This window comes from Corynebacterium sp. 20-84 (genome assembly GCF_053479455.1).
This window is the reverse complement of record NZ_JBRBCB010000007.1, coordinates 130287-154598: the sequence shown is the minus strand read 5'-3', so window position 1 is coordinate 154598 and position 24312 is coordinate 130287. Positions and strand designations below refer to the sequence as shown.

Here is a 24312-nt window from a genome sequence, read left to right as displayed (position 1 = left end):
GGGCGGGCGTATTCAGTCACGGCACATCACCTTATCAGCGTGAAAACGAAACGCCCCCTCCCGTTCACCGTGAGTTCGGTGGGAATGGGAGGGGGCGCGGGACGTCGATTAGCGACGCTCCTTGATGCGAGCTGCCTTACCGCGCAGATCGCGCATGTAGTACAGCTTCGCGCGGCGGACGCGGCCGCGGCGCAGAACCTCGATGCGGTCGATGTTCGGGGAGTGAACCGGGAAGGTACGCTCCACACCGATGCCGAAGGAGATCTTGCGGACGGTGAAAGTCTCGCGGATGCCAGAGCCCTGGCGGCGGACAACGAAGCCCTCGAAGAGCTGGGTACGGGTGACGTTGCCCTCGATGACCTTGACGTGGACGCCAAGGGTGTCGCCGGGGCGGAAGTCCGGGATGTCGTCGCGCAGCTGGCCTGCGTCGACCTTGTCGATAATGCCGTTGGACATGGCAGAATTCCTTTTCAGATTTGGACAGAGGACCCTAGCGGCGCAAAGCGCTCGACTGGTTCGTGTCGGCTACATGACCCAAACATTCTTGCATAAGGGCCGGAAGCTTCCAAAATCCGCTTATCGACGCTCCACCGTCGACCCATACCAATATTCGACCCCCGGCAAAGCGCTCACCACAGCCCGCGTGGCCTGCTGCGGCGTCAGCGTCGTCCGGCCCTGCACGACAACGCGGTAGACGGGGTCGAGCAGCGGCCCGTCTTCGGCCGCGAGGAACTGGTTGACCACCACGTTGTCCGGCTGGCAGCTGGTGTCCATGACTTGGGCGTCGATACGCTCCGCCGGGTAGCCTGCGCGCCGGAGCTTCTTGGCCACCTTGTTCTGGTGCTTCTCCCACGCGGTGGCGCTCATGATCACGCCGATGTCTGTGGACACCTCGCGCGCGTCGAGCGTGAACAGGTCGTCTTTGTCGAGGGTGCCTTCTGCGCGCGCTCGCTCGATCAGGTCGGGGCGCACGCGTTGGGTGCGCCCCAGCGACTGGTCGCGGCGCCAGCGCGCGATCTTGCCGTGGTCGCCTGACAGGAGAATCTCCGGAGCATCGATCCCGCGCCACGTCCGCGGCTTCGTGTACGACGGTCCTTCGAGCAGCCCGTCGGAGAAGCTGTCCTCCTCGTGGCTTTCGGTGTTGCCCAGCACGCCGGGAATGAGACGTGTCACGGCCTCGGCGATGACGAGCACTGCTACCTCCCCGCCGATCAGCACGTAATCCCCGATGGAGACTTCCCGCACCCGGTAGTTCTTTTCCGCGTCCTCGAACACCCGCTGATCGATGCCCTCGTAGCGGCCGCACGCGAAAACAATGTGCTCCTCCCGCGACCACGCCTGCGCGTCAGCCTGCGTGAACGGTTGTCCGGCCGGGGTCGGGACGAGCAACAAGGGCTTGTCCGCATCCCCAGCGGTATCGGCTGCATACGGGCGCGGCGCGACACGTGCGACATCGTCGTGGCGCAGCTTGTCATTGCGGTGTGCGGCGGCGGTGTCGAGCTGTGTCCCGGCGCGGCCGGCGGCGATCTCGTCGAGAGCGTTGCCCCACACCTCAGGCAGCATGACCATTCCCGGTCCCCCGCCGAGCGGCGGCGCGTCGACGGACTTGTGGTTGCCCGTCGCCCAGTCGCGCAGGTCGTGCACGCCGACGGAGAGAATCCCCTGCTCGATCGCCTTGCCCAGCAGGGCGTGGCGCAACGGGTTGAGATAATCCGGGAAAATCGTGACGACGTCCAGCCTCATCGCACTCACAGCTCCAGCAGCCCCTCCGGCGGGGTGGCAACCAGGTAGCCCTCGTCTAAGTCGATCTCCGGCACGATATCCATGACGAACGGGATCAGGACCTCCTTGCCGTTGTAGTCCACCTCGAGCAGCTTCCGGTTCGGCATGGTAGTCACACCGGTGACGTCGCCTACGTGGGCGCCGTCGATAAGCACGCGCAAGCCGATGAGCTCGTGGTCGTAGTACTCGTCCGAATCCTCGTCGCGCTCGAGCGGCTCCGCGAAGAACTGCGTGCCCCGCAACGAGTCCGCGCCCGTGCGGTCGGCGACCTCCTCGAATGTGACCAGCAGGCGCTTCTGGTGCGGGCGCACCGCCGCAATGGTCAGGTCCTGTTCCTTGCCCGCCTGGCGGCCGTGCAGTACCTCGCCCACCGCGAAGAAGACGTCCTCGTCGTCCGCGAGCGGCTCCACGACGACCTCGCCGCGCACGCCGTGCGACTTCACAACCCTGCCAATCCGGATTTCCATGCAGCTCAGGCTACCAGCGCCATTTACCGTTACGCTCGGGGCCATGAGCATGGAGAGCGATAAGACGCAAGTCTCAAAGTTCGAATACAAATACTCCTTCGATTCCCTTCCTGTCCGCCATTCCATCCGTTTCGAGGAGACCGAGCGGCCCGATACTCCCACCACCTCCAAGATCTGCGGCACCCCCTATTTGCCGGAGCACGCGCCGTACCCGGTCCGCGACGGGAAACCGATGCTCTTCATCGCCCAGTTCAACTTCGAGGAATTCCCTCCGCTGCCCGACTTCCCCACCACCGGGATGCTCCAGCTCTTCGTCCCGAACGAGCCCGGCTGGGGCGGAGTCTTCATCAACCCCTCCTACGTCGATCCCCGCGAAAGCGGCGAGCCCACGCAATTCGCCCGCTACATCGAGGATATTTCGGCGCCCCACGTCGGCGAGCTCCCCGAGGAGGCCGCGGAGGAAGACGACCACCCCGCCTACGACCAGACAGAAGCCACCACGATCGACGGCATTCTGACGCGCCACACCGCCACTAGCGAGTCGAAAGAATACGTCAGCTGCGTCGTCGACAAGCGTCTACCGCATGCACTGTTGCGGAAAGGCGCCGCTTACATGGACATCCACGGGTCGCACGCGAATCCGTTCTTCGTCGTCGTCCGCACCGTCGACGGCGACACGACCACTGTAGAGACAATCAGCGCAACGCGAGAAGACATGCAGAAGCTTGTCGACGACGCCGTCGCCCGCGCCGAACGCGACGGCTACACCCTCGACCCTTCTGCCGAGGACCTTCTCGAGCCGGTGCGCTACGAAAGCGCCGACGTCACCCGCCTGGGCGGCTACCCGAAATGGGTCAATGACTGCATGCTCTCCCCCGGGGACCCGGAGGTGCTCCTCGCCACGGTGTCCCACGGCGAGAACATCATGTTCGGCGACTGCGGCTACGGCAATTTCTTCATCCACCCCGACGATCTGGCTGCCCGCAATTTCGACCGGGTGTTCTTCGGCTGGGACTGCGGATAGCCCGCCCCCAGGGCGGAGATCACAGTTTAAAGAAACCTGCTTCCGCCAAGACCTGGTCCATATCACCCGCGACGAAGTCGGACACGGCACGCATTGCGACCTGGAGGTCGGCGAAACGGAATGAATAATTGCGGGTCACGTCGTCATCGCCGACGTAATGGGCCTCGACGATATACGGCAAGACATCCTCCTCCTGGTCGACGCGGCGAACCTCGACGAAGGCGTCATCGCCGGTGACGTCGAGAATGCAGTACCGGTCACCAGCGTTGTTCAACCCGTCACTCAGGATTCTTTCGATCGCCACGGGGTGGAATCTTCCGGCAGACTCAGTGGGCCCGATCTTCAGAACGTGCAGTAGACGGCGATTTTCCTCTACCTGCACTTTGCCGGACCGCTCCCACAGGGACGGGTCCGTGATGCGTTTGAAATCTCCTGCGATGGAGTAGATCCACGAGACATCGTCGAGGCTATCGTTGTCGCGCTCGAAGTAGGTGCCGTCCGGGTAAAGCAATGTGGTGGTGAGCTGCCCCTCTTTGTCAAAGATCATCGTCTGGTAATCAGCGCGGTGACCGCGGGTGCCGAAGGGGCCCTCGACAAGGACGGAGAGAACGCACCCAGCGGCGACTTTCCCGATTGCCTCCGTAAACGCGTTCAGTGAAGGGACTTTCCACCCGAGAAACGGCAGGCCGTTGTTGAACACCACGGCTGGATCGGGTTCAGACGCTTGCTTGTACTCGCCGGAGGAGTTGTATAAGACGTGGTCGCCGTGAACCACGACAGAAACGCCACTTCTTTTAGCGAGGGCGTAAAGCTGAGGTATGGCGCCGGGATTGCGCAACCGCAGGCTCGTCAGGTCTGCTGGCTCTGCAGGACCGTCAACGAGAAAGTCAGCCAGTTCACGGTTGACGCTGTCGACGAAGTCGCGCATCTGCGCTGAGGCGGGACGGTTACGGCAGGCACGGTTGTGGTGGAGAAAGCGGATGGTCGAGTTCATGAACGGGGCGCTGCGTTCAGGAAGCACCATGGCGGTGGCCTCCACCACGTCTCTATCCCAGACGAATTCGGTGCGCGCCCGGGAATGATTCTGCATCATCTCTGAAACTTCGTTGCCTTGTCCGGTCACGTATGCGTAGACAAGCACCATCAATTCATCGAGCGTGTCGAAATCTCGGCTGATACGCACACCCAAAAGGCCGGTTTCTGTGGCGTTCCATGCACCACTGGCGTCACGGCCGTAGCGCAGTTCGCCCCAACTCAAGTTGCGGAGCCGCATCATGGTGCCTGCGGGCAGGTCGGCGACGGCGTCGAGGCGGCGCAGCGGCATGTTCTGCAGGTACGCCATCGGGCGGAGCGTGGCCTCGCCGGGCGTGGCGTCCCGCCAGTCGAGCTCGTGGATCTCCTCGCAGATGTCGGCGAACGCCAGCAGGATGGCCCGCGCCTCCTCGTAGGTGGGCACACGCAGGGTCTGGGCGGGCTTCTGCCCACCGGATTCGCTCGGTGCGTAGCGCAGAGTCAAGGTCCACTGCCCATCGGACTCAAGCCGCATGCTGAGCGAACCGCCGTAGGTGTCCACCTTCCCGTACGTCGTCACAACGAGGATCCACGCCCCGACAGGATCCGGTGCGCGCAAAGCGTCCTCGAAAGCGATGTCGACGGTGCGCTCCCCGACTTGGCGCCACACCGTGCCAGTCGAGCTGGTCATCTGGACCGGCACGAACGTCTCCTGGAGATCCTCGCCGGACGCGTTGACGTACAAGCCCGCATCGCCGAGAAAAACAAGGAGCTTATCGACGAACGCCAGGTGCTCAATCTGCCCGATCTGCTGGTCAGCGTTTGCCGGATCGATCTCCAGAGTGATGACTTTGTGGGCGGGGACCTCGTACCCCACGATCTGGCTCAGCTTCGCGGCGGCATCCCGCATTGACGGGTCGGGAACGTGTTGTAGATCAAGGTCAGCGGAATAAAGGGCGTTGACCAGTTCGTGGTGCACGGCGATGACGGACGCAGGCGGTTTCAAGATGTGCAGCGTGATCGGCATGTCTGCCACGGTACGTGGGCGGGACGAGGCGTGACGTCGATAAGCAAAATGCCCGCACACCGTGTGGTGTACGGGCACGAGTGCGGGGAGCTTAGTTCTCCTCGGATTCCTCAGCCTTCTCTTCCTCGGCCGGGGTGTCCTCAGCCTCAGCCTCAGCCTCTGCGGCCTCGGCTTCTTCCTTAGCCTTGGCCTCAGCCTCAGCCTCGGCAGCTGCCTTAGCCTCTGCCTCTTCCTTGGCCTTCTTGCGCTTCTCGGTGATGGCCTCGGCGGTCGGGCCGTTGGAAGCTTCCTCGAGAGCCTGGTTGAACAGGTCGAGCTTGGACGGCTTCTCCTCGGCAACCTTGAGGGTGCCCTCGGCGCCTTCCTCACCCTTGTGCTTCTGCCAGTCGCCGGTCACCTTGAGCAGTGCAGCGACGGGCTCGGTCGGCTGCGCGCCGACGCCGAGCCAGTACTGAGCGCGCTCGGAATCGATCTTGATGAGCGACGGCTCTTCCTTCGGGTGGTAGATGCCGATGTTCTCGATGACGCGGCCATCGCGACGGGTGCGGGCATCAGCGACGACAACGCGGTACTGGGCGTTGCGGATCTTGCCCACGCGCTGCAGCTTGATCTTTACAGCCATGTTGAAAGTCCTTTACTTAGGTCACTGGGCAGTTCAGACACCCGCCGCTTATCGACGGGCCGGTTCAACCCTTGAGTTTCACCTGCGTGTGACTACGGCCGGGCGGTGGGACTTCCGATTTTTTAGGGAAGTGTGCCGGATCCGGCGCTAACGCAGCTTGGTGTTTCAGCGCGCACCTGGCGCGCGTCAACCTGCAATACACTACCCCCGCGTGCACCGCCACACCAAAACGACGTGGGGGTTAACGGATTTCCGCCTTCCCGGCGGTAAGGTCTTCCCCGGAACACCCAGAAAGAAATAGAGGCAACCAGCTTCGATAGTGAAACTATGTCTCTTCCTCTTCCCCTACATTACGGATTTTGACGCAATGACGACCACGGTTACCGCTCAGCAGACCACGGACTCGAAACCGGCACCGAAAAAGCAGGCGTACCGCACGGATCTCGACGGATTGCGCGGCATCGCCATCGGCTTGGTGGTGCTGTTCCACGTGTTCGTCGGTCGCGTCTCGGGCGGCGTCGACGTCTTCTTGCTGCTGTCGGGCTACTTCTTCATGGGGTCGCAGCTGCGTTACGCGATGCGCCCGAACCCTTCACTGAATCCGTGGTGGCCGTTCTGGCGCACGGCGCGGCGTTTGCTGCCGGCGCTGGCGGTGGTACTCGCAGCGATCTTCGCGGGAATCCGGTGGTTGACTCCGGAGATCATGAGCCAGGACCTCGCGCGGCAGTTCACCGCGGCGGTGCTGTACTTCCAAAACTACGAGCTGGCGGCGCAGAACCTCGATTACGCGGCGGCGGGCGCGGAGACATCTCCGCTGCAGCACTTGTGGTCGATGAGTGTGCAGGGACAGTTCTATGTCTTCGCGATCACGGTGGGCATCATCGTGGCGTTTTTGGCCTCACGCGTCGGGGTGAGCAACACGAAGCTGCGCCGCGGCATCATCACTCTACTTGCGGTGCTGGCGGTGGCGTCCTTCGCGTACGCGTCGCGCCACGGCTTGGTGGGCACGCCGCAGAATTACTACGAGTTCCCGTCCCGTCTGTGGGAGCTGGCGTTCGGCGCGTTGCTGGCAATGCTGCCGGTGACGAACCTCATTCCGGAGAAATTCCGCGGCGTGGCGGCGGGTCTCGGTGTCACGGCGATCGCGGTGACGGGCGCGATCATCACCACCTCGTTGGCTTTCCCCGGCCCCGCTGCCCTGATCCCGTTGCTGGGTGCGGCGCTTGTGGTCATGGCTGGGCCGGATCAGCCGGTGGCGCGCGTGTTGTCGTCGGGTCCGATCCTGTGGCTGGGTAAGGTCGCGTATTCGCTGTACCTGTGGCACTGGCCGCTGCTGATTCTGTTCACCGTGAAGTCGGGCCGCCCGACGCCGACGGTGGGGCTCGGGATCCTCGTCATCGCGTTGTCGCTGTGTCTCGCGCACCTCACGTACACCTTGGTTGAGGATCCGCTGCGCCAGCACGGCAAGCGTCCCAAAGCGGGCGACACGCCTGTGCAAAATGCGAAAGCAAGCTTGACGACGAGCGAAGGTCGCGGCCGCGCCGTCGGCGGCGCCCTGATCGGTGCGCTGCTTCTGGGCCTGCTGGCGATTCAGCCGGTCTACGCCCGCCAGGTGAATGACGCGGACCTCACGCTCGCCTCCGACAGCTACCCGGGCGCGATGGCGCACTTCGGCGCGGAAGTCCCCGAGGCACCGCCGCAGCCCGACCCGAATTTGATCGTGGACATCTGGCCGCCGACTGCCGACGATAACTGCGTCATCTTCATGGATCAGCCGGCGGACATGCTGCCGGGGCCGCATTGCGTGTGGGGCGACCCGGAGGCGGAGACCACCGTCGTGCTCTTCGGAGGCTCCCACTCGGAGCCTTGGCTGATCCCGCTCGACCAACTGGGTAAAGAGCACGGTTTCAAGGTGATGCCGATGGTGCGCCAGTCGTGCCCGCTGATCCTCGACGACCTCGACACCGTGAGCCCGGAGTGCGCGGAGTGGTCGCGTCTGGCGTTTGACCGGATCATCGAGATGGACCCGGATCTGACCATTTCCACTGCCACGCGCCCTGAGGGCCGCGCTGGCGAGGGCAGCCCCGGCCCCGACATGGTGCCGAGCTCGTATGCCACCGTCTGGGAGGAACTCCAGGCCAACGACATTCCGTTCCTCGGTCTGCGCGACAACCCGTGGGTATTCAGCCGCGAAGGCCAGCACATGGATCCGAACGAGTGCCTGATCGCCGGCAACGACTTCGAAGCCTGCTCGACACTGCGCGACACCGTCTACGGTGACGTGGATCCGTCTGTCGAATACCTCTTCCCGGAAAACAAGCAGTGGGGTCTCGATACCGCTGACTGGTTCTGCGACGACGAATTCTGCCCGCCGATCATCGGCAACGTGTACGTCTACCGCGACCAGAACCACGTCTCGAACGCGTACGCGGCGACCACTGCCCCACTGCTGTGGGCCAAGCTCCAAGAGGTCTTCGCGGCTCTGGGGACCCAGGTGGACGGACTCGAGGACGGCCCCGCGCTCGATCCGGAACAGGGTGTCCCTGCGGGGAAGCAGGAAAACGGGGTGGACGCGGGAGACGTCGGCAAGCCAAGCGTTGAAGCGAACCCCGACCTTTTGCCTGAGCTCGGCGACCAATAAAAAATCCTCCCGCAGGCCGAACTAGCCTGCGGGAGGAGGTGACTGGGGGACTTATTTGCCCTTGCCCATGCGCTTCATGGCTTCGCCGAAGTCGAGGTTGTTCAGATCGATGCCGTCCATGCCCGGCGGCAGCTGCTCCTGCATCTTCTTCAGCTGAGCGGGATCGAGCTGATCCATGCCCGGCATACCTGGCATGCCGCCCATCCCCGGCATGCCCGGCATCTTCGGGCCGCCGCCGCGCTTCTTCGCGGGCTTACGCTTGCCGTTTTTGCCCTTGCGTCCCTTCGGCTTCTTCTTCGTCGCGGAACGGCCGCCCATACCTGGCATGCCTGGCATTCCGCCCATGCCGAATTGGCTGGCCATCTTGCCCATCATCTTCTTCGCCTCGAAGAAGCGCTCGACGAGCTGGTTGACCTCGGCGACGGTGACGCCCGAACCGTTCGCAATGCGTTTGCGGCGCGACGCGTTGAGGATCTTCGGGTTCTCGCGCTCCGCCGGTGTCATGCCGCGGATGATGGCTTGGATGCGGTCGAGCTGCTTCTCGTCGACCATGTCGGCCATCTCGTTCATCTGCTTGCCGCCCGGCATCATCTTCAGCAGGTTGCCGATCGGGCCCATGCGGCGGATCATCAGCAGCTGGTCGAGGAAGTCCTCGAGTGTCAGCTCACCGGAGCCCAGCTTCATGGCGGCTTCTTCCGCCTTCTGCTGGTCCATCGTCGCCTCAGCTTGCTCGATGAGCGAGAGCAGGTCGCCCATGCCGAGGATGCGGCTGGACATGCGGTCCGGGTGGAAGATGTCGAAGTCCTCGAGCTTCTCGCCCGTGGACGCGTACAGGATCGGCTTGCCCGTGACCTCGCGAATGGACAGGGCGGCACCGCCGCGGGCATCGCCGTCGAGCTTGGTCAGCACAACGCCAGTGAAATCGACGCCGTCGGCGAAGGCCTGCGCGGTGGCGACAGCATCCTGGCCGATCATGGAGTCGATGACGAAGAGGACCTCGTCCGGGTTGACGGCATCGCGGATATTGCGCGCCTGCGTCATCAACGTCTCATCGATACCGAGTCGGCCGGCGGTATCGATGATGACCACGTCCGCATGCGTGCGGCGGGCCTCTTCGATCGACTCGGTGGCCACCGCGACCGGGTCACCGTGGGACGTGCCCATTTCATGTTCGCTCGAGTCGAGGGAGGTACCCGGGTCCGGCGCGAAGGTGGGTACGCCAGCTCGCTTGCCGACGATCTCCAGCTGCTGCACCGCCCCCGGGCGCTGCAAATCGCAGGCCACCAGCATCGGAGTATGGCCCTGCTTGGACAGGTGCATGGCGAGCTTGCCCGCCAGCGTCGTCTTACCCGCACCCTGCAGACCGGCGAGCATGATCACGGTCGGCGGGTTCTTCGCCAAGTTAAGGCGGCGGGTCTCGCCGCCGAGGATATTGGTGAGCTCCTCGTCGACGATCTTGATGACCTGCTGCGCCGGGTTCAGCGCCTCCGAGACATCCGCGCCGAGCGCACGCTCCTTGACGCGCTTGATGAATGCGCGGACAACAGGCAGGGAGACATCGGCCTCGAGCAGGGCGATGCGAATCTCACGGGCGGTGGCGTTAATGTCCTCTTCCGTGAGTTTGCCCTTGCCGCGCAGACCTTTGAGCGCTGTTTGCAAGCGGTCGGACAATGACTCGAACACGAAAAAGCTCCCTTTAGATATCGAAAAAGTGGTGGGAACCAGCCTAGCTGTTCCCCACCACCTGAATCACATTGCCTGTGCTCTAGCCGAGCAGCGCGTCGACAAAGCCCTCCACCTCGAACGGTGCGAGGTCGTCCGCGCCCTCGCCAAGGCCCACGAGCTTGACTGGCACGCCAAGTTCCTCCTGGACTTGGAAGACGATGCCGCCCTTGGCGGTGCCGTCCAGCTTGGTCAGGACGACGCCGGTGATCTCGACGACGTCCTTGAACACGCGCGCCTGGGTCAGGCCGTTCTGGCCAACGGTGGCGTCGAGCACCAGCAGAACCTCGTCGACCTGAGACTTCTTCTCCACAACGCGCTTGACCTTGCCCAGCTGGTCCATCAGGCCGGTGGAGGTGTGCAGGCGGCCTGCGGTGTCGACGAGCACGACGTCAGCCTGCTGCTCCACACCGGTCTTGACCGCGTCGAAAGCGACGGACGCGGGATCTGCGCCTTCCTTGCCGCGGACGGTGGAAGCGCCCACGCGGCGGCCCCAGGTCTCCAGCTGGTCTGCTGCGGCTGCACGGAAAGTATCCGCCGCGCCGAGCACCACGCTGTGACCCATGGAGATGAGCACGCGCGCCAGCTTGCCGGTCGTGGTGGTCTTGCCGGTGCCGTTGACACCGACGACGAGGATGACTGCCGGCTTGCCGTTATTCGGCATCGCCTTGATGGAGCGATCCAGTTCCGGCTTGCCCGCCTCAATAAGGGTCTCGCGCAGCATGGCGCGCGCTTCTTCCTCGCTGGACACGCCGCGCTCAGCGATCTTCTCGCGCAGGGATTCGGTGACCTTCATGGTCAGTTCCGCGCCGAGGTCCGCCATGATCAGCGTGTCCTCGATTTCCTCCCATGCGTCCTCGTCCAGGTCGCCCGCGGAGAGAATGCCGAGCAGACCCTGGCCGATCGCGTTCTGGGAGCGCGACAGGCGCCCACGCAGCTTGCCGATGCGGCCCGCCGCCGGCTCGATGTCGTCGAGCTGCTCGTCCGGCACCGGCTCCGTCTCGATGACGCTGGCCTCGGTCTCTTCGGCAGTCGACTCGTCGGCAGCTGCCGCAGCACCGGCGCCCGCTGCACCAGCAGCTGTTCCCCCAGCCGCGGCCGCGCCTGCACCCGTCTCCGGCGCCGGCGTTTGCTCGCGTGCTTCCTCAGCGGCCTCGGCAGTCGAACGCGCGGCCTCAGCCGCTTCCTGTGCTTCTGCCTCGGTGTCAGCCTGGGAGGCATCGGAGGACTCTTCGGACTCGACCGGGCGGTCGGCTCCGGCAATCTCGCCGGACTTGTCCTCCTGCTCGACCGGCTCAACCTTCTCGACCTCGGCCGGATCGGGCTCAATCACTTCGGTCTCGGTCTCGCCGAGCTCAACGGGGTCGACCTCGTCCGCGGCAGTCGGTGCAGGTGCGATCTGCTCGGTCTCGGTGGCATCGGCGGTATCGGATACGTCAGAAGAATCCGTTTTTTCAGCAGGCTTTACGGACGCGGCGGCGCCAGCAGCACCTGCCGCAGCAACGCCGGCAGCGCCAGCACCCGCGGCCTTAGCGGAGGTGGAAGGGGTGTCGCGCTTCAACGGCTCGTCGACACGCACTGGCTCTTTTTCTGCTGTCGGTGCACCGGCGGGCGCGAAATTGAAACCGCCCTTGGCCTGGTAGTTGCCGGATTTCTCCTGCTGGGTGAGTTCTTTTTGCTGTTCCGGCTCCTTCTTTTCAAAGGAGACGGTCTTCGACTTTTTTCGGTTGTTGCCGACGACAATGACGATGCCCAGAATGATGAGCAGCGCCACGACGACGGCGATAACGACCCACAGAACAGTTGAATTCATCATGTCCCCCATAGTGCCACCAGTTGGCAGCGCGGGGCACGGCTAGTCGGAAGTCTCGCGCGGCGCGGGGTTCATGCGCTGGGAAATGACGCGGGTGACGCCGTCGCCACGCATGGTGACGCCGTAGAGCACATTCGCCACATCCATCGTGGGTTTCTGGTGGGTGATCACGATGAGCTGCGAGTCCTCGCGGAGTTCTTCGAGAAGGGCGATGAGGCGCCGGAGGTTGACGTCGTCAAGCGCGGCTTCGACCTCGTCGAGGACGTAGAACGGGCTGGGGCGCGCGCGGAAAATGGCCACGAGCATCGCGAGCGCGGTGAGCGATTTCTCGCCGCCGGACAGAAGCGACAGGCGCTTGACTTTCTTGCCGGGCGGGCGCGCCTCGATCTCGATGCCGGTGGTGAGCATGTCGGAGGGGTCGGTGAGCAGCAGACGCGCTTCGCCGCCGGGGAACAGCGTTTGGAACACGCGCGGGAATTCGCGTTCGACGTCGTGCCACGCGTCGGTGAACAATTGCAGGATTTGCCTATCGACGTCGTCGATCACCCCCGCCAGGTCCTTCCTCGCCTGGACCACGTCGGCGAGTTGGGTGGATAGGAAGCTGTAGCGTTCCTCGAGCGCCTTGTACTCCTCGAGCGCGAGCGGATTGACCTTGCCGAGCGCGGCGAGATCCTTCTCCGCTTTCTTGAGGCGCTTTTTCTCTTCCGCTTCGTCGAAGTCCTCGTCCGGCGTGTAGTCGGCGAGCAAGTCGTCGATAGCGATGCCGAGCTGCTCGACGATCTTGGTTTCGGCTTCGTCGATGCGGACCTGCGCTTGCTCGCGCGCGATATCCGCGGCGTGCGAAGTGTCGCCGAGGCGGGCGAGCTGTTGGCGCAGCGCGCTGACCTTGTCGCGGGCTTGGGATTGGCGCGCGGCGAGCTGTTTCACGTCGGCGGAAAGCGTGTCGCGGCGCTGCGTGGCGCGCTCGAGCGATTCTCCGATTTTCGCGGCGAGGTCGCGCGCGTGTTCCGCGACCGCCTGGGCGAGCTCGGCTTGCGCGCGCTTGCGTGCCATCGCCGCGTCGTGCCGCGCTTTCGCTTGTCGCTCGTGCTCCGCTTGACGACGCAGCGCCGCTCCCCTTCCCGCCACGTTATCCACCGCCTGCTGAGCAGAACGGGCGGCAAGCGTCGCTTCCATTTCCTGCGACCGGGCTTTCGTGAGCGCAGCATTGGCTTCGTCGCGTGCGGTCGCGTCGGCCTCTTCGTCGGAATCGGGCCGCTCCACGCGTGAGAGGCGGTCGCGGGTCTCGGCGAGAGATTTCTCGCGGCTGCTGAGCCGGATATCCGCCTCGTTGGCCTGCTTCGCGGAACTAGCGTGCTGTTTCTGCGCCTGCTCGGTCTGTTTGACCAAGCGCTGGTGGTCGCGCTTCCACGACTCGGCCTGCGCGTCGTGTTCCTTCAGCGCAGCCTTCGCCGACGCGGCGACCACGCGCGCTTCCTCAGCCGCGATCTTCGCTCCTTCGAAGGTGCCGGACAGTTCATCGAGCGCAGCCTGGGCCTGCTCGAGTTCCGCTGTGGCGGCCTCGATGTGGGCAGCGACCTCCACGCTCGATGCGCCACCGGAACCCGCAGCGAGCCATCCTTCGCCGACAACGACACCGTCGGGAGTGACTGCGCGTAGACGTGGATCATCGGCAACCGCCCGGCGCGCGGAGGCGACGTCGTCGGCGAGCACCACATCGACAAGGATGCGGGTGATGGGGCCCACGACGTCGTCGTTGAGGCTCACGTGGTCGAGCAACCACGTGGTTCCGGCCGGCGGGGTTCCTTCGAGACGCCACGACTGGCCGCCAGCAGATGTATCAACCACGACGGCGCGGGAGGCGTTGCCGAGTTCTCCGGCAACCACGCTTTCATCGATCTCGCCGGCGAGTGCTTCCGCATGGGACCCGAGTGCCGCCGCGAGCGCCTTCTCCACGCCTTTGTCCGGCTTCATGCGGTCGGCGACGGGAGAGAATGTCTCACCCAGAACGTCGGCGGCCTCAGCGACAGGGGCGGTCTCGCTGAGGGTGGCAATGCGCGCCGAGAGCGAATACACCGTTTTCTCTCGTGTCTTCTGCTCCGCGCGCAGCTGCTCCAAGCGCTGCTCGGCGGCATCGGCCTCAGTGGCGGCGCGGACGTGGGCATTCTCAAGGGGTTCGCGGCCACGGGCGATCTCAGCGACCTTCTCGGCGGCGGCCTGTGCTTCCGCGTCGGCGTCCTGGGCACGCCGGCGCGTCTCGTCGGCAGCGGCTGCAAGGCGCTCAATCTCCTGCTTCGCACTCTCAACTGCCGCGACCTGGCTCTCCTCCTGGGCGAGCAGGCGCACGACGCCCTCGCGGCGGTCGGCGATCGCGCGAACCTGGGCCATATGCTCCGCTTCGGCGGCGCGGGCTTTTTCCGCGAGCTCCTCGACCTGGGCTGCAATCTCTGCGCGGCGGGCTTCCGCTTTGTCGTAATCGGCGAGTGCGTCGGCGTGCTGCTGTTCAGCACGCTCCGCACGGGCGATCAGCTCGTCGGGGTCCTGGCCGCGGTATTCGGTGGTGTCGCCGACATGCGAGGCACGCTCGGTGGCGATGCGCAGTGTCGCAGACGTGCGCTCGGCAAGAGATGACAGCCCGAACCAGAGCTGCTGTGCGCGTTCCGAATTCGCGGAGGCTACCGAATGCAGCTTTTCGACTTCGCCCTGGTTCGATTCAGCTTCGGCCAGCTCTTCGGTCACGGATTCGACGTGCTGGGCGTGGAGGTGGGCGGCACGGGCGGCGTCGTCAAGCGATGCCCTGAGAGTGACCACCTTGTGGCCCGCAAGGCGCAGACGCGCGTCGCGGACATCTGCCTGGACGGTCGCGGCGCGTTGCGCGGCTTCGGCCTGGCGTGCGAGGGGTTTGAGCTGCTTGCCCAGCTCGTCGGTGAGGTCGGTCAGGCGGTCGAGATTCGCCTGCATGCCGGTCAGTTTGCGCTGCGCTTTCTCACGGCGCCGGCGGTGCTTTAGCACACCTGCTGCTTCCTCGATGAACGCACGACGGTCCTCCGGTCGGGATTCGAGGATCTCGTTGAGCTTGCCCTGGCCGACGATGATGTGCATCTCGCGGCCGATGCCCGAATCGCTCAGCAGCTCCTGAATGTCCATGAGGCGCGCCTTGGCACCGTTGATCTCGTACTCGCTGGCGCCGTCGCGGAACATGCGGCGCGTGATGGCTACCTGCGTGTACTCGATCGGTAGACGGCCGTCCGTGTTGTCGAATGTCAGCGTCACTTCCGCGCGGCCGAGCTGCTTGCGCTCCCCCGCGCCCGCGAAGATGACATCCTCCATTTTCCCGCCGCGCAGATTCTTCGCACCCTGCTCGCCCATCACCCAGGCGAGCGCATCGACCACATTGGACTTGCCTGAGCCGTTCGGCCCGACGACCGCGCAGATGCCCGGCTCGAATTTCATCGTCGTCGCAGACGCAAAGGATTTGAAGCCTTTGAGCGTCAGCGATGTCAGGTGCATTGTGCTGATATTACCGAACCGGCTCCGCCCTTCGGGGCTGTCATCCCAGGGCGAGCAGGCTGTGTGGCGGCAGTGAATTGCAGTATCGGTCTGAGGCGATTAAATTGCGCCTTATCGGTCACAGCCGATAGCAAAGGAGCTGCCATGAATATCGACGACTACAGTGAGCACCGCGCAGGCGATTCCGAGGAATTCGACTTCGACGAACTCCTCGATGACCCGGAAGTGCGCGCTGCGATGAGCGAAGCCGAAGAACGCCTCGCCGTCACGGAGACGCTCCGCGACGGGCGGAAGCAGTCTGGCCTGTCGCAAAAGCAGGTGGCCGCCGCCATGGGCACGACCCAGTCCGCAGTATCTGACTTCGAGCGCGGGGAGACTGACCCGCAGCTGTCCACGGTTCAGCGTTATGCGCGCGCGACGGGCGCGCGCGTGCGCATCCTCGTCGATCAGCCGGGCAGCAATGTCACACGCGTGGCATCGCCGTATGTCTCGGTGTCGAAGACGGTTGCGGCACCGGCGTCGTCGGGGCGGTAGGCCTAGCGCTCTTCGAAGCCTGTCGCGCCGCGCGGTTCGCTGTACTGCGGCACGACGGCGCGCACCTCGCCCGGACGCTTGGCGGTCGAGGGTTGCTCTTCAAGCAGAGCAAGAAGCTTATCGACGTCTGCCTGCTCCCCCTCCGCCACCACTTCCACGCGGCCGTCGCGCAGGTTCTTCGCATAACCGGCCAGTCCGAGTTCGAGGGCGCGGCTGCGCGTCCACCAGCGGAAACCGACGCCTTGAACGTGGCCGGTGACGAAAGCTGTCATGCGTGTGGTGCTCATGGGCACCACACTAGCTTTCGCCGCGTTAGATGCGGGTCAGGCCACCTTCGTCGGTGTCTTCTGCGGCGCCGTCGCGGCGTGCTTGATCGACCGTGACGCGATCTTCCGCGCTGCGGCGGGTGACCGGATCAGAGCCATCCCAGTACTCGACGTTCTTCAGCTCCGGCAGCATATCGCGGTGGAAGACCGGGTCGATGCCCTGGGCGCGCTGCTCACTGAAGTTCTTGAGCAGCTTGAAAGCGATGCCGCCGAGCGGGACGATCGCGATCAGGTTGATGAAGACCATGGTGGCAGTCATCGTGTCGCCGAGAGCCCACACCAGCGGCAGGGAGCCGAAGGCGCCGAAGATGACAAAGCCGATCACGCCGAGACGGAAAATGGTGAGAACGGACTTCTTGTCGGTCAGGTACTCGATATTCGCCTGCGCGAGGTAGTAGTTGCCGATCACAGAGGAAAAGGCCAGGAAGAACAGGATGAACGTGATGAAGTGGGCACCCCACGTGCCGACCGAGTCAGACAAGGAGGACTGCGTCAGCGTAGCGCCCTGCACTTCTTCGCCGTACATCGGCGCAGGACCGAGGAGAATGATGAACGCGGTGATGGAGCAGACGATGAGGGTATCGAAGTAGACGCCCAAGGTCTGCACCAGACCCTGCTTGACCGGGTGGGACACCGTCGCGGTGGCGGCGGCGTTCGGGGCGGAACCCTGGCCGGCCTCGTTGGAGAACAGACCGCGGCGCATGCCATTCATGAATGCGGCGCCAACGGCCGCACCGGCGATCTCCTTCAAGCCGAGCGCGTGCTCGACGATGAGGGTGAACATGCCGGGGATCTCGCTGGCGTTCACAGTGAGCACGATGATGCCGAGAATGATGTACGCGAGGGCCATGAACGGGACGACGACCTGGGTAACATTGGCGATGCGGGTGACACCGCCGAAGATGATCAACGCGGTCACAAGGGCGACGATGCCGGCGACGACTGCCTTCATCATGTTCGAGTCGGTGCCCAAGGAACCGCCGACTGCCTCGACGATGGAGTTGGTCTGGATGGCGTTGTAGATGAAGCCGTAGGTGAAAGAGATAGCCACGGCGAAGATGACAGCCAGGGGCTTCCACTTCTCACCGAGTCCACGCGTGATGTAGTACGCCGGGCCGCCGTGGTAGTTGCCATCGGTGTCCTTGGTCTTCCACAGCTGTGCCAGGGTCGACTCGACAAACGCGGTGGCACCGCCAACCAGGGCGATGATCCACATCCAGAACACGGCGCCGGGGCCGCCCATCGTGATCGCCACCGCGACACCGGCGATATTGCCGGTGCCCACGCGCGAGGCTGCGGAGATGGTGAACGCCTTGAAGGCGGAAATGCCGCCGTATTCCTCATCGAGGTCCCGGCCTTCGCGGTCTTTTCCCTTCGGGCTTTCCGCCACTGCCTTGAACATGTCGGGGACCATGCGCAGCTGAACAAAAATGGTGCGCAGGCCGAAGTAGGCACCCGCCGCCAGAAGCAGGAACGGGATGACCTTCCACAGGTTGTCGTTGACGATGTCCGTCACGAACAGCTCGAGTTTTTCCATGCCGGAAATTCTATATGCCAGTGGGGCCCGCCAACGATTTTTGGTGGCGCTATGTCGTGTGTCAGCGCGTCTGGCACACCGGGCAGTAGTAGCTCGACCGGCCGTTGACTACGGTGCGTTCAATTGGAGTTCCGCAGCGCACACACGGTTTTCCCGCCTGCCCGTAGGCATTGAGCGAGCGGGAGAAGTAACCGGAGGCACCGTTGACATTGACGTAGAGCGAATCGAAACTCGTTCCGCCGGCTTCAAGCGCACGAGCCATGACGGCGCGGGATTCTTCGAGTACCGCCACAGCATCGCGCTGGCGCATCGCTTTGCCCTTGCGGGTGGGTTTCACGCCGGCGGCCCACATCGCTTCGTCGGCGTAGATGGAGCCGATCCCGCTGACCACGGACTGGTCAAGAAGAAGCGTCTTCGCCGCGACGTTCTTTTTGCGCATTGCGCGAGCGGTGGCCACGACATCGAAATCGGGCTCGAAGGGGTCGGGCGCGATATGAGGGATGGTCGCGGGAACGGGTCGGCCAGCACCGGGGGCCGGGGCGGTGAGCGGAACATACTGCCATGAACCGAAGGTGCGCTGGTCGACGAAGGCGAGCTCCTGCACGCCGCTTGCCGACGACAGTTGCGCACGGATACGCAAGTGCGGACTATCGACAAGGCCAGGCTTTCCGACGAGCATCTGGCCGGACATGCGCAGGTGAACTAACAGCGCGGCGCCGTCGGAGAGCGTGAGCCAGAGGAACTTGCCGCGGCGGTCAGTACCGGTAATCGTCAGGCCCGGCAAGACCTCGGCGAGATCGACATCGTTGCCGCGGATAGCGCGCGGGTGCAAAACCTCGACGGCACCGAATGTCGCACCAACGACGTGGGTGTCGAGCCCACGGCGCACCACTTCCACTTCGGGGAGTTCAGGCACGTCCCTTCCCTACCCTTTACGCAATGCGACGGTTTCCGGGTGGTCTTTGAGGAAGAAGAACGCCTCTCGGGCAGCGTTTTGCTCCGCAGTCTTTTTGTTGTGGCCGCGTCCGGTACCACGGTCGGTGCCGTCGATAAGCGCGTGCGCGGTAAAGACTTGCTCATGCTCCGGCCCCTCGGCTGTGGCGGTGTAGCCGGGCGGGTTGCCGCCGAGCTCCGCAACGCGTTCCTGGAGCTCCGTCTTCCAGTCCTGGATCCAGTGGGCATTGTCGATCTTGTCTGCGAAAAGGCGCAAGATGACATCGCGGGTGGGGTTGAAACCGTGCTGGCGGTAGATGGCGCCGAGCACTGCCTCAGTGGTATCCGCCAAGATGGAGTCCTTGTCGCGGCCGCCGGTCGTCTCCTCGCCTTTACCCAGCAGAATGTGCGCGCCAAGGCCGATTTCGCGGGCGACCTCCGCGAGCCCGTAGCGCGACACAATGCGGGCGCGCATCGGCGACAAGTCCGACTCCGGACGCGAGGGGAATTTCTCGAATAGCGCATTCGCAATGGTCAGACCAAGCACTGCGTCGCCGACGAATTCGAGGCGCTCATTATTCGGCAGCGTGCCGTGCTCGTTCGCGAACGAGCGGTGCGTCAATGCGAGACGCAGCTTGTCCGGTTCGATGTCGACGCCGAGCTTGTCCAGCAGCGGCGTGTGGTCGACAGCCGCGAAAGCCTCAGCCAAGGCCTGATCGCCTGGGATCTTGTTCTTTTTTGCGCGTGGCACATGACCCCCAGCTATTTCTCGGAGCCGGATTCGGCCCCGCCGAGGAATTTCTCCAGACCAGCCCAGCGCGGGTCCACAAGATCGTTCTGTTCGCCGGACACACCGTCGGGCGAAGGAACATCGGAGTCTTCCGGGCATGCGGGCTCGCACACCGGGTTGAAGGGCAAGTTCAGGCCGACTTCGTCGATGAACGCCTGCTCGAGGTTGACGGTGTCGTCGACAATCACCGGGACATCGTCGCCTGACCCGTCATCTTCTTCACCGGAGTCGTCTCCCGTGATGAAGTCGTCGGAGCCGGAGAACACCTGGGAGACGGAAATCTCCTCGGTGGGCGTGAGCTCACGGAGACAACGGACACAGTGCCCCTGGAGCTGGACGTTCGCCGTAGCGTCCACGAGCACGCCCCCGCCGAGCGGAGTCACGGTCGCTTCGACGGTGATCTCTTGGCCTTCGGGGATGGCGATCATTTCCGGGCCGATGCGCGACGGCGACGGGCCGGTCAAGGTGGTGGTCACCGGAAGCCCGTCGCCACGCTGGGCTTCCGACACGTCCACAACAAAGGGATTAGTAGCCATAACGCACCCCACAATACATCGCGGTCGGTCCTGCGGGCCCGGGAGAGTTAACGAGCGTAACCGCCGCGGTCATCGCGTTCGACGCGCTCGACACGCTCAACGCGGACATCGCGTGCCCCGCGATCGTAGCGGCCGGACGCGCCAGCACCCTGACGCAATGCGGAACGGTCGGAGGTGACGGTGCGCAGCACCCCGCTCAAGGTCTCCTCGAATTCGGCGAGCTTGCCGTCGACGTAGTCGTCGCATTCGCCGCGCAGACGGCTGGACTCGGCATGCGCGGATTCGACGATGCGGTGCGCTTCTTCGTCGGCACGGCGGGTGACCTCGGCCTCGGAGACGAGACGCTGCTGCTCCTGGAGGCCTTCAGCGACGGAGCGATCGTAGGATTCGTTACCGTCGGCGACCAGACGCTCCGCTTCTCGACGAGCGCGCTCCACCATCTGCTCCGCCTCATCCCGTGCGCGGGTGACGGTGTTGTTGGCATCCTCTTCAGCATTGGCGACCATGACGGTGGAACGCTGCTGAGCATCGCTCAACATGGAATCGGATTCATTGCGGGCATCGGTAACGAGGCGCTGGGCCTCCCCTTCCGCATCGCCGATAATCGCGTCCGCGCGGTCCTCGGCGCCGCGCAGGATCTCATCCTGCTTATCCAGAACGTCTTGCGCATCGTCGATCTCGACGGGGAAGGCGTTACGGATGTCGTCGAGAAGCGCGAGCACTTCGTTGCGGGGAACCATGCAGTTCGACGTCATCGGAACGCCGTAGGCCTGTTCGACGGTGTTAACCAGTTCATCGAGAGCTTCAAATACGCGGTACATGAGCCCAACTGTACTGGCGAAACGACGAACGCCCCGGCAAGCCGGGGCGCGTGTCCTGCAATAGCTCGGCAGAAAGCCGACCTGGAATGAACCAGCCTAAATGATGCCCTGGGCGAGCATTGCGTCGGCGACCTTCTTGAAGCCGGCGATATTCGCGCCCACCACGTAGTCACCCTCGTGGCCGTATTCGGCGGCGGTGGCAGAGGTGTTGCTGAAAATATCTTCCATGATCTGCTTCAGACGGGAGTCCGTGTACTTGAAATTCCACGAGTCGCGCGATGCATTCTGCTGCATCTCCAGCGCGGACGTGGCCACACCGCCGGCGTTCGCAGCCTTGCCCGGCAGGAAGTGGATCTTGTTCTCACGGAAGATCTCGATAGCTTCGGCGGTGGACGGCATATTCGCCCCCTCCGCAACGTACTTGATGCCGTTATCGACGAGCTTCTGAGCGTGCGCGCCCTCGAGCTCGTTCTGGGTCGCGCACGGCAGCGCGACATCGGCTTCAAGGTCCCAGATGGAGCCCTCGTCGTGGAAGGTCACACCGTCGACCTTCTCGGCATATTCGGAGACGCGGCCGCGGCGGACCTCCTTGATTTCCTTGAGCAGCTCAAGGTCGACGCCGTTGGGAGTTTCCACCCAGCCAGACGAGTCAGAGAACCCGACGACGGTCGCGCCGAGCTCCTGTGCCTTGGCAATGGCGTAAATAGCCACGTTGCCGGAACCGGAGACAATCACCTTGGCACCGCTGAGGGAGTCGCCGTTTTCTTCCATCATCTGGTTGGTGATGTAGACGGTGCCGAAACCGGTGGCCTCGGTACGGACAAGGGATCCGCCCCAGGCCAAGCCCTTACCAGTGAGGACACCAGACTCGTGCTCGTTGGTCAGACGACGGTACTGGCCGAACAGGTAACCGATCTCACGGCCACCGACGCCGATATCGCCGGCGGGGACGTCACGGTACTCGCCAATATGGCGGTGCAGCTCCGTCATAAAGGACTGGCAGAAACGCATGACCTCGGCCTCGGACTTGCCCTTCGGGTCAAAGTCGGAGCCACCCTTGCCGCCGCCAATCGGCAGGCCGGTCAGGGAATTCTTGAAGATCTGCTCGAAGCCAAGGAATTTGATGATGCCGAGGTTCACACTCGGGTGAAAGCGCAGGCCGCCCTTGTACGGGCCGAGCGCGGAGTTGAACTGGACGCGGAAGCCGCGGTTGACGCGCACTTCCCCATCGTCCGCGATCCACGGGACGCGGAAGATGATCTGGCGCTCCGGCTCGCAGAGACGCTCGATCAGGCCGTAGTCGTTGTAGTGAGAATCTTTCTGCAGAACGATCTTGAGCGAATCAAGAACCTCCGCAACCGCTTGGTGGAATTCCGGCTCCCCTGCATTACGCTTCAGAAGCTTGTTGTAGTACCCCGAGATCTGGTCTTCGTTCGACGTCACCATCGATCCTTTCTTCCGACTGCTCGATAATTAGAAAACTATAGTCCGGGAAAGAGTGATTGAATCCGCTTCTCAACTGAATTGATAACGTCTGGGGCGCCAAACGCAATGATTGACCGCGACCGATTCCGCCGCGCCCCGCAGGAAAATAAAGGAGCACTCCCACCATGGTGAATACTCGCCCGATGACCGCCGGTTCTTCGGCAGACGAAGAGACTGCGGGCTTACCAGCGAATTTCGTAGCTGATGCAAAGACGGTCCGCGTCGTCGTCGCGCCGGACTCTTTCAAAGGAACAGCGAGCGCACACGACGCGGCGGAGTGGATCGCGGAAGGCGTAAAGTCCGTAATTATTGACTGTGACGTTGATCACATACCCATGGCTGATGGGGGCGAGGGAACAGCGGAGCTCTTTAGTGGCGAGTCCATCACTCTTCCCACGACCGACGCCGCCGGACGTCTGACCGAAGCCAGCTACGTCTACAACGCAGCCGAGGAAACGGCCTATATCGATGTCGCCGCCGCGACGGGATTGCCTGCTGTGAAAGACAAGCCCGTACCGCTCACCGGTGATACCTATGGCACCGGCGTGCTGATTGCGGACGCGCAGACCCGCGGCGCGCGACGCATCGTGCTGTGCCTCGGCGGTTCGGCAACGATCGACGGCGGGACCGGAATTCTCGTCGCGCTCGGCGCGAACCCGCTTAATGTCGACGGCCATCCGCTGCGCCATGGTGGCGGCGCACTGGGCGAGCTCGACCATTTCGACACCGCCAAGGTGAATATTCCCGCCGCGTCCGTGGACTGGGTGTTGCTCGCCGATTCGGAATTCCCGGCCACCGGCCCGCAGGGCGCGGCGCGCATCTTCGGACCGCAGAAGGGTGCGAGCCCCGCAGACGTCGAGCAAGTCGACGCGGCGCTGGCGCACCTGTGCGAGGTCACTGGCGTAGACCCGGACCAGCCCGGATATGGTGCAGCGGGTGGCCTTCCCATCGGGATCACGTGGCTGTCCGAGCTGATGCACGGCAACACGGACCACGTCCAGGTCGTCTCCGGCGCCCGAACTGTCGCGGCTGCCCAAGGACTCAAAGAGAAGATCGCGGAAGCGAATTTCGTGGTCACCGGCGAAGGGAAATACGACGAGCAGTCCGCCGCCGGCAAGGTCGCCTCTGTGGTGACGGAGCTCGCGCACGACAGCGGAGCGACCGTGGCGATTCTCGCCGACGCCTTCGAGGCAGATGTTCCAGAAGGCACCCTCGCGGTGAATATCGGTGAAGAGGACGACCACGACGATGTCCGCGCGCAGCTGATCCACGCGGGTGCTCAAGCCGCAGTGGCCTACCTCAATACCTCGACAGCCCAGGGATAGACGGCGGGCAACTCGAAGTCCATTTGGCGCTCCAGCGCCACCGGATCGTTCGGCAGCTCCGCCTTCGGCGTGAGCACGCGGGACAAGCCCATGGCGAGCTGGTTCATCGAACTCGCCCCCTCTGCCGAAATGAGGTAGCGCTGCACGATAGCGTCTCCCGGTTCCTCGCCGCGCTCTTCTTCAAAGGCGCGGCGAAACTGCGCCACCATGTCCTCGTGCACATTCGGGTCCTTGTCGCGCTCCACGGAACCAGAGGTGAGGCGTTCATGGCGCACGAGGATCTCCACGGCGCGCGAAAACGCCTCCTCCATCTGCTTTCCTGCGGCGTCGTCGGGAACAATCACGTCAAACTGGATCGTCGGCATGCAGCCAGCGTAGCGAATAGCCTTGGTGGACATGACACACC

General features: G+C 63.9%; 20 protein-coding genes. 4 read left to right on the top strand and 16 right to left on the bottom strand.

Features of this window, described 5'->3' with window-relative positions:
* Nucleotides 1-108: 108 nt before the first annotated feature.
* From rplS to rimM, 3 genes are all read right to left on the bottom strand, one after another.
* Nucleotides 109-456 carry a 50S ribosomal protein L19 gene (gene rplS / locus ACUY2Y_RS07110; protein ID WP_210571732.1) on the bottom strand — a complete coding sequence of 116 codons (348 nt, stop codon included), beginning with the start codon at nucleotides 454-456 and terminating at the stop codon, nucleotides 109-111.
* A 120-nt stretch (nucleotides 457-576) separates the two neighbouring features.
* Nucleotides 577-1743, bottom strand: a complete 1167-nt coding sequence (gene trmD / locus ACUY2Y_RS07105) for a tRNA (guanosine(37)-N1)-methyltransferase TrmD (RefSeq protein WP_448325410.1) — start codon at nucleotides 1741-1743, stop codon at nucleotides 577-579.
* Between the two features lie 5 nt (nucleotides 1744-1748).
* Nucleotides 1749-2249, bottom strand: coding sequence for a ribosome maturation factor RimM (gene rimM / locus ACUY2Y_RS07100; protein ID WP_448325401.1), 501 nt, complete (start codon nucleotides 2247-2249; stop codon nucleotides 1749-1751).
* Nucleotides 2250-2292: 43 nt separating this feature from the next.
* Between rimM and ACUY2Y_RS07095 the strand changes: the two genes are divergently transcribed.
* Nucleotides 2293-3273 carry a DUF1963 domain-containing protein gene (locus tag ACUY2Y_RS07095; RefSeq protein ID WP_448325400.1) on the top strand — a complete coding sequence of 327 codons (981 nt, stop codon included), beginning with the start codon at nucleotides 2293-2295 and terminating at the stop codon, nucleotides 3271-3273.
* Between the two features lie 19 nt (nucleotides 3274-3292).
* On the opposite strand, the gene ACUY2Y_RS07090 is transcribed toward ACUY2Y_RS07095, so the two are convergent.
* Together ACUY2Y_RS07090 and rpsP are read right to left on the bottom strand one after the other, a co-directional pair.
* On the bottom strand, nucleotides 3293-5311 hold the full coding sequence (locus ACUY2Y_RS07090) for a hypothetical protein (RefSeq protein WP_448325399.1): 2019 nt from the start codon (nucleotides 5309-5311) through the stop codon (nucleotides 3293-3295).
* 91 nt (nucleotides 5312-5402) lie between these two features.
* Nucleotides 5403-5933, bottom strand: coding sequence for a 30S ribosomal protein S16 (rpsP, locus tag ACUY2Y_RS07085; RefSeq protein ID WP_448325398.1), 531 nt, complete (start codon nucleotides 5931-5933; stop codon nucleotides 5403-5405).
* 367 nt (nucleotides 5934-6300) lie between these two features.
* Between rpsP and ACUY2Y_RS07080 the strand changes: the two genes are divergently transcribed.
* A complete protein-coding gene (locus tag ACUY2Y_RS07080; protein ID WP_448325397.1) occupies nucleotides 6301-8574 on the top strand; it encodes an acyltransferase family protein in 2274 nt (757 codons plus the stop codon).
* A 51-nt stretch (nucleotides 8575-8625) separates the two neighbouring features.
* Here the strand turns inward: ACUY2Y_RS07080 and ffh are convergent, their stop codons facing one another.
* From ffh to smc, 3 genes are all read right to left on the bottom strand, one after another.
* The gene (gene ffh, locus ACUY2Y_RS07075) at nucleotides 8626-10257 is read right to left on the bottom strand and encodes a signal recognition particle protein (RefSeq protein WP_210571721.1); all 1632 of its coding nucleotides are present in this window, start codon (nucleotides 10255-10257) and stop codon (nucleotides 8626-8628) included.
* A gap of 82 nt (nucleotides 10258-10339) precedes the next feature.
* Nucleotides 10340-12121: a signal recognition particle-docking protein FtsY gene (gene ftsY / locus ACUY2Y_RS07070; protein ID WP_448325396.1), complete on the bottom strand. Its 1782-nt coding sequence runs from the start codon at nucleotides 12119-12121 to the stop codon at nucleotides 10340-10342.
* A 30-nt stretch (nucleotides 12122-12151) separates the two neighbouring features.
* Nucleotides 12152-15619: a chromosome segregation protein SMC gene (gene smc, locus ACUY2Y_RS07065; RefSeq protein ID WP_448325395.1), complete on the bottom strand. Its 3468-nt coding sequence runs from the start codon at nucleotides 15617-15619 to the stop codon at nucleotides 12152-12154.
* Nucleotides 15620-15763: 144 nt separating this feature from the next.
* On the opposite strand from smc, the gene ACUY2Y_RS07060 reads away from it, so the two are divergent.
* Nucleotides 15764-16153 (top strand): helix-turn-helix domain-containing protein, encoded by a 390-nt coding sequence (locus ACUY2Y_RS07060; RefSeq protein WP_448325394.1) that lies wholly within the window; start codon nucleotides 15764-15766, stop codon nucleotides 16151-16153.
* A gap of 2 nt (nucleotides 16154-16155) precedes the next feature.
* Here the strand turns inward: ACUY2Y_RS07060 and ACUY2Y_RS07055 are convergent, their stop codons facing one another.
* The 7 genes from ACUY2Y_RS07055 to gdhA form a co-directional block, all read right to left on the bottom strand.
* On the bottom strand, nucleotides 16156-16440 hold the full coding sequence (locus ACUY2Y_RS07055; RefSeq protein WP_210571714.1) for an acylphosphatase: 285 nt from the start codon (nucleotides 16438-16440) through the stop codon (nucleotides 16156-16158).
* 25 nt (nucleotides 16441-16465) lie between these two features.
* Nucleotides 16466-18016 carry an alanine/glycine:cation symporter family protein gene (locus ACUY2Y_RS07050; RefSeq protein WP_448325393.1) on the bottom strand — a complete coding sequence of 517 codons (1551 nt, stop codon included), beginning with the start codon at nucleotides 18014-18016 and terminating at the stop codon, nucleotides 16466-16468.
* Nucleotides 18017-18077: 61 nt separating this feature from the next.
* Nucleotides 18078-18932 (bottom strand): bifunctional DNA-formamidopyrimidine glycosylase/DNA-(apurinic or apyrimidinic site) lyase, encoded by an 855-nt coding sequence (gene mutM, locus ACUY2Y_RS07045; RefSeq protein WP_448325392.1) that lies wholly within the window; start codon nucleotides 18930-18932, stop codon nucleotides 18078-18080.
* A 9-nt stretch (nucleotides 18933-18941) separates the two neighbouring features.
* The gene (gene rnc, locus ACUY2Y_RS07040; protein ID WP_448325391.1) at nucleotides 18942-19700 is read right to left on the bottom strand and encodes a ribonuclease III; all 759 of its coding nucleotides are present in this window, start codon (nucleotides 19698-19700) and stop codon (nucleotides 18942-18944) included.
* 11 nt (nucleotides 19701-19711) lie between these two features.
* Nucleotides 19712-20275, bottom strand: a complete 564-nt coding sequence (locus tag ACUY2Y_RS07035; RefSeq protein ID WP_210571708.1) for a YceD family protein — start codon at nucleotides 20273-20275, stop codon at nucleotides 19712-19714.
* A gap of 47 nt (nucleotides 20276-20322) precedes the next feature.
* Nucleotides 20323-21096 carry a DivIVA domain-containing protein gene (locus tag ACUY2Y_RS07030; RefSeq protein ID WP_448325390.1) on the bottom strand — a complete coding sequence of 258 codons (774 nt, stop codon included), beginning with the start codon at nucleotides 21094-21096 and terminating at the stop codon, nucleotides 20323-20325.
* Between the two features lie 96 nt (nucleotides 21097-21192).
* Complete coding sequence (gdhA, locus tag ACUY2Y_RS07025) at nucleotides 21193-22542, bottom strand: NADP-specific glutamate dehydrogenase (RefSeq protein ID WP_448325389.1); 1350 nt, start codon at nucleotides 22540-22542, stop codon at nucleotides 21193-21195.
* A 164-nt stretch (nucleotides 22543-22706) separates the two neighbouring features.
* Between gdhA and ACUY2Y_RS07020 the strand changes: the two genes are divergently transcribed.
* Nucleotides 22707-23906, top strand: coding sequence for a glycerate kinase (locus tag ACUY2Y_RS07020; RefSeq protein ID WP_448325388.1), 1200 nt, complete (start codon nucleotides 22707-22709; stop codon nucleotides 23904-23906).
* On the opposite strand, the gene ACUY2Y_RS07015 is transcribed toward ACUY2Y_RS07020, so the two are convergent.
* Nucleotides 23876-24304: a hypothetical protein gene (locus ACUY2Y_RS07015; RefSeq protein ID WP_448325387.1), complete on the bottom strand. Its 429-nt coding sequence runs from the start codon at nucleotides 24302-24304 to the stop codon at nucleotides 23876-23878. The two genes, ACUY2Y_RS07020 and ACUY2Y_RS07015, sit on opposite strands and share 31 nt — an antisense overlap.
* Between the last annotated feature and the right edge of the window lie 8 nt (nucleotides 24305-24312).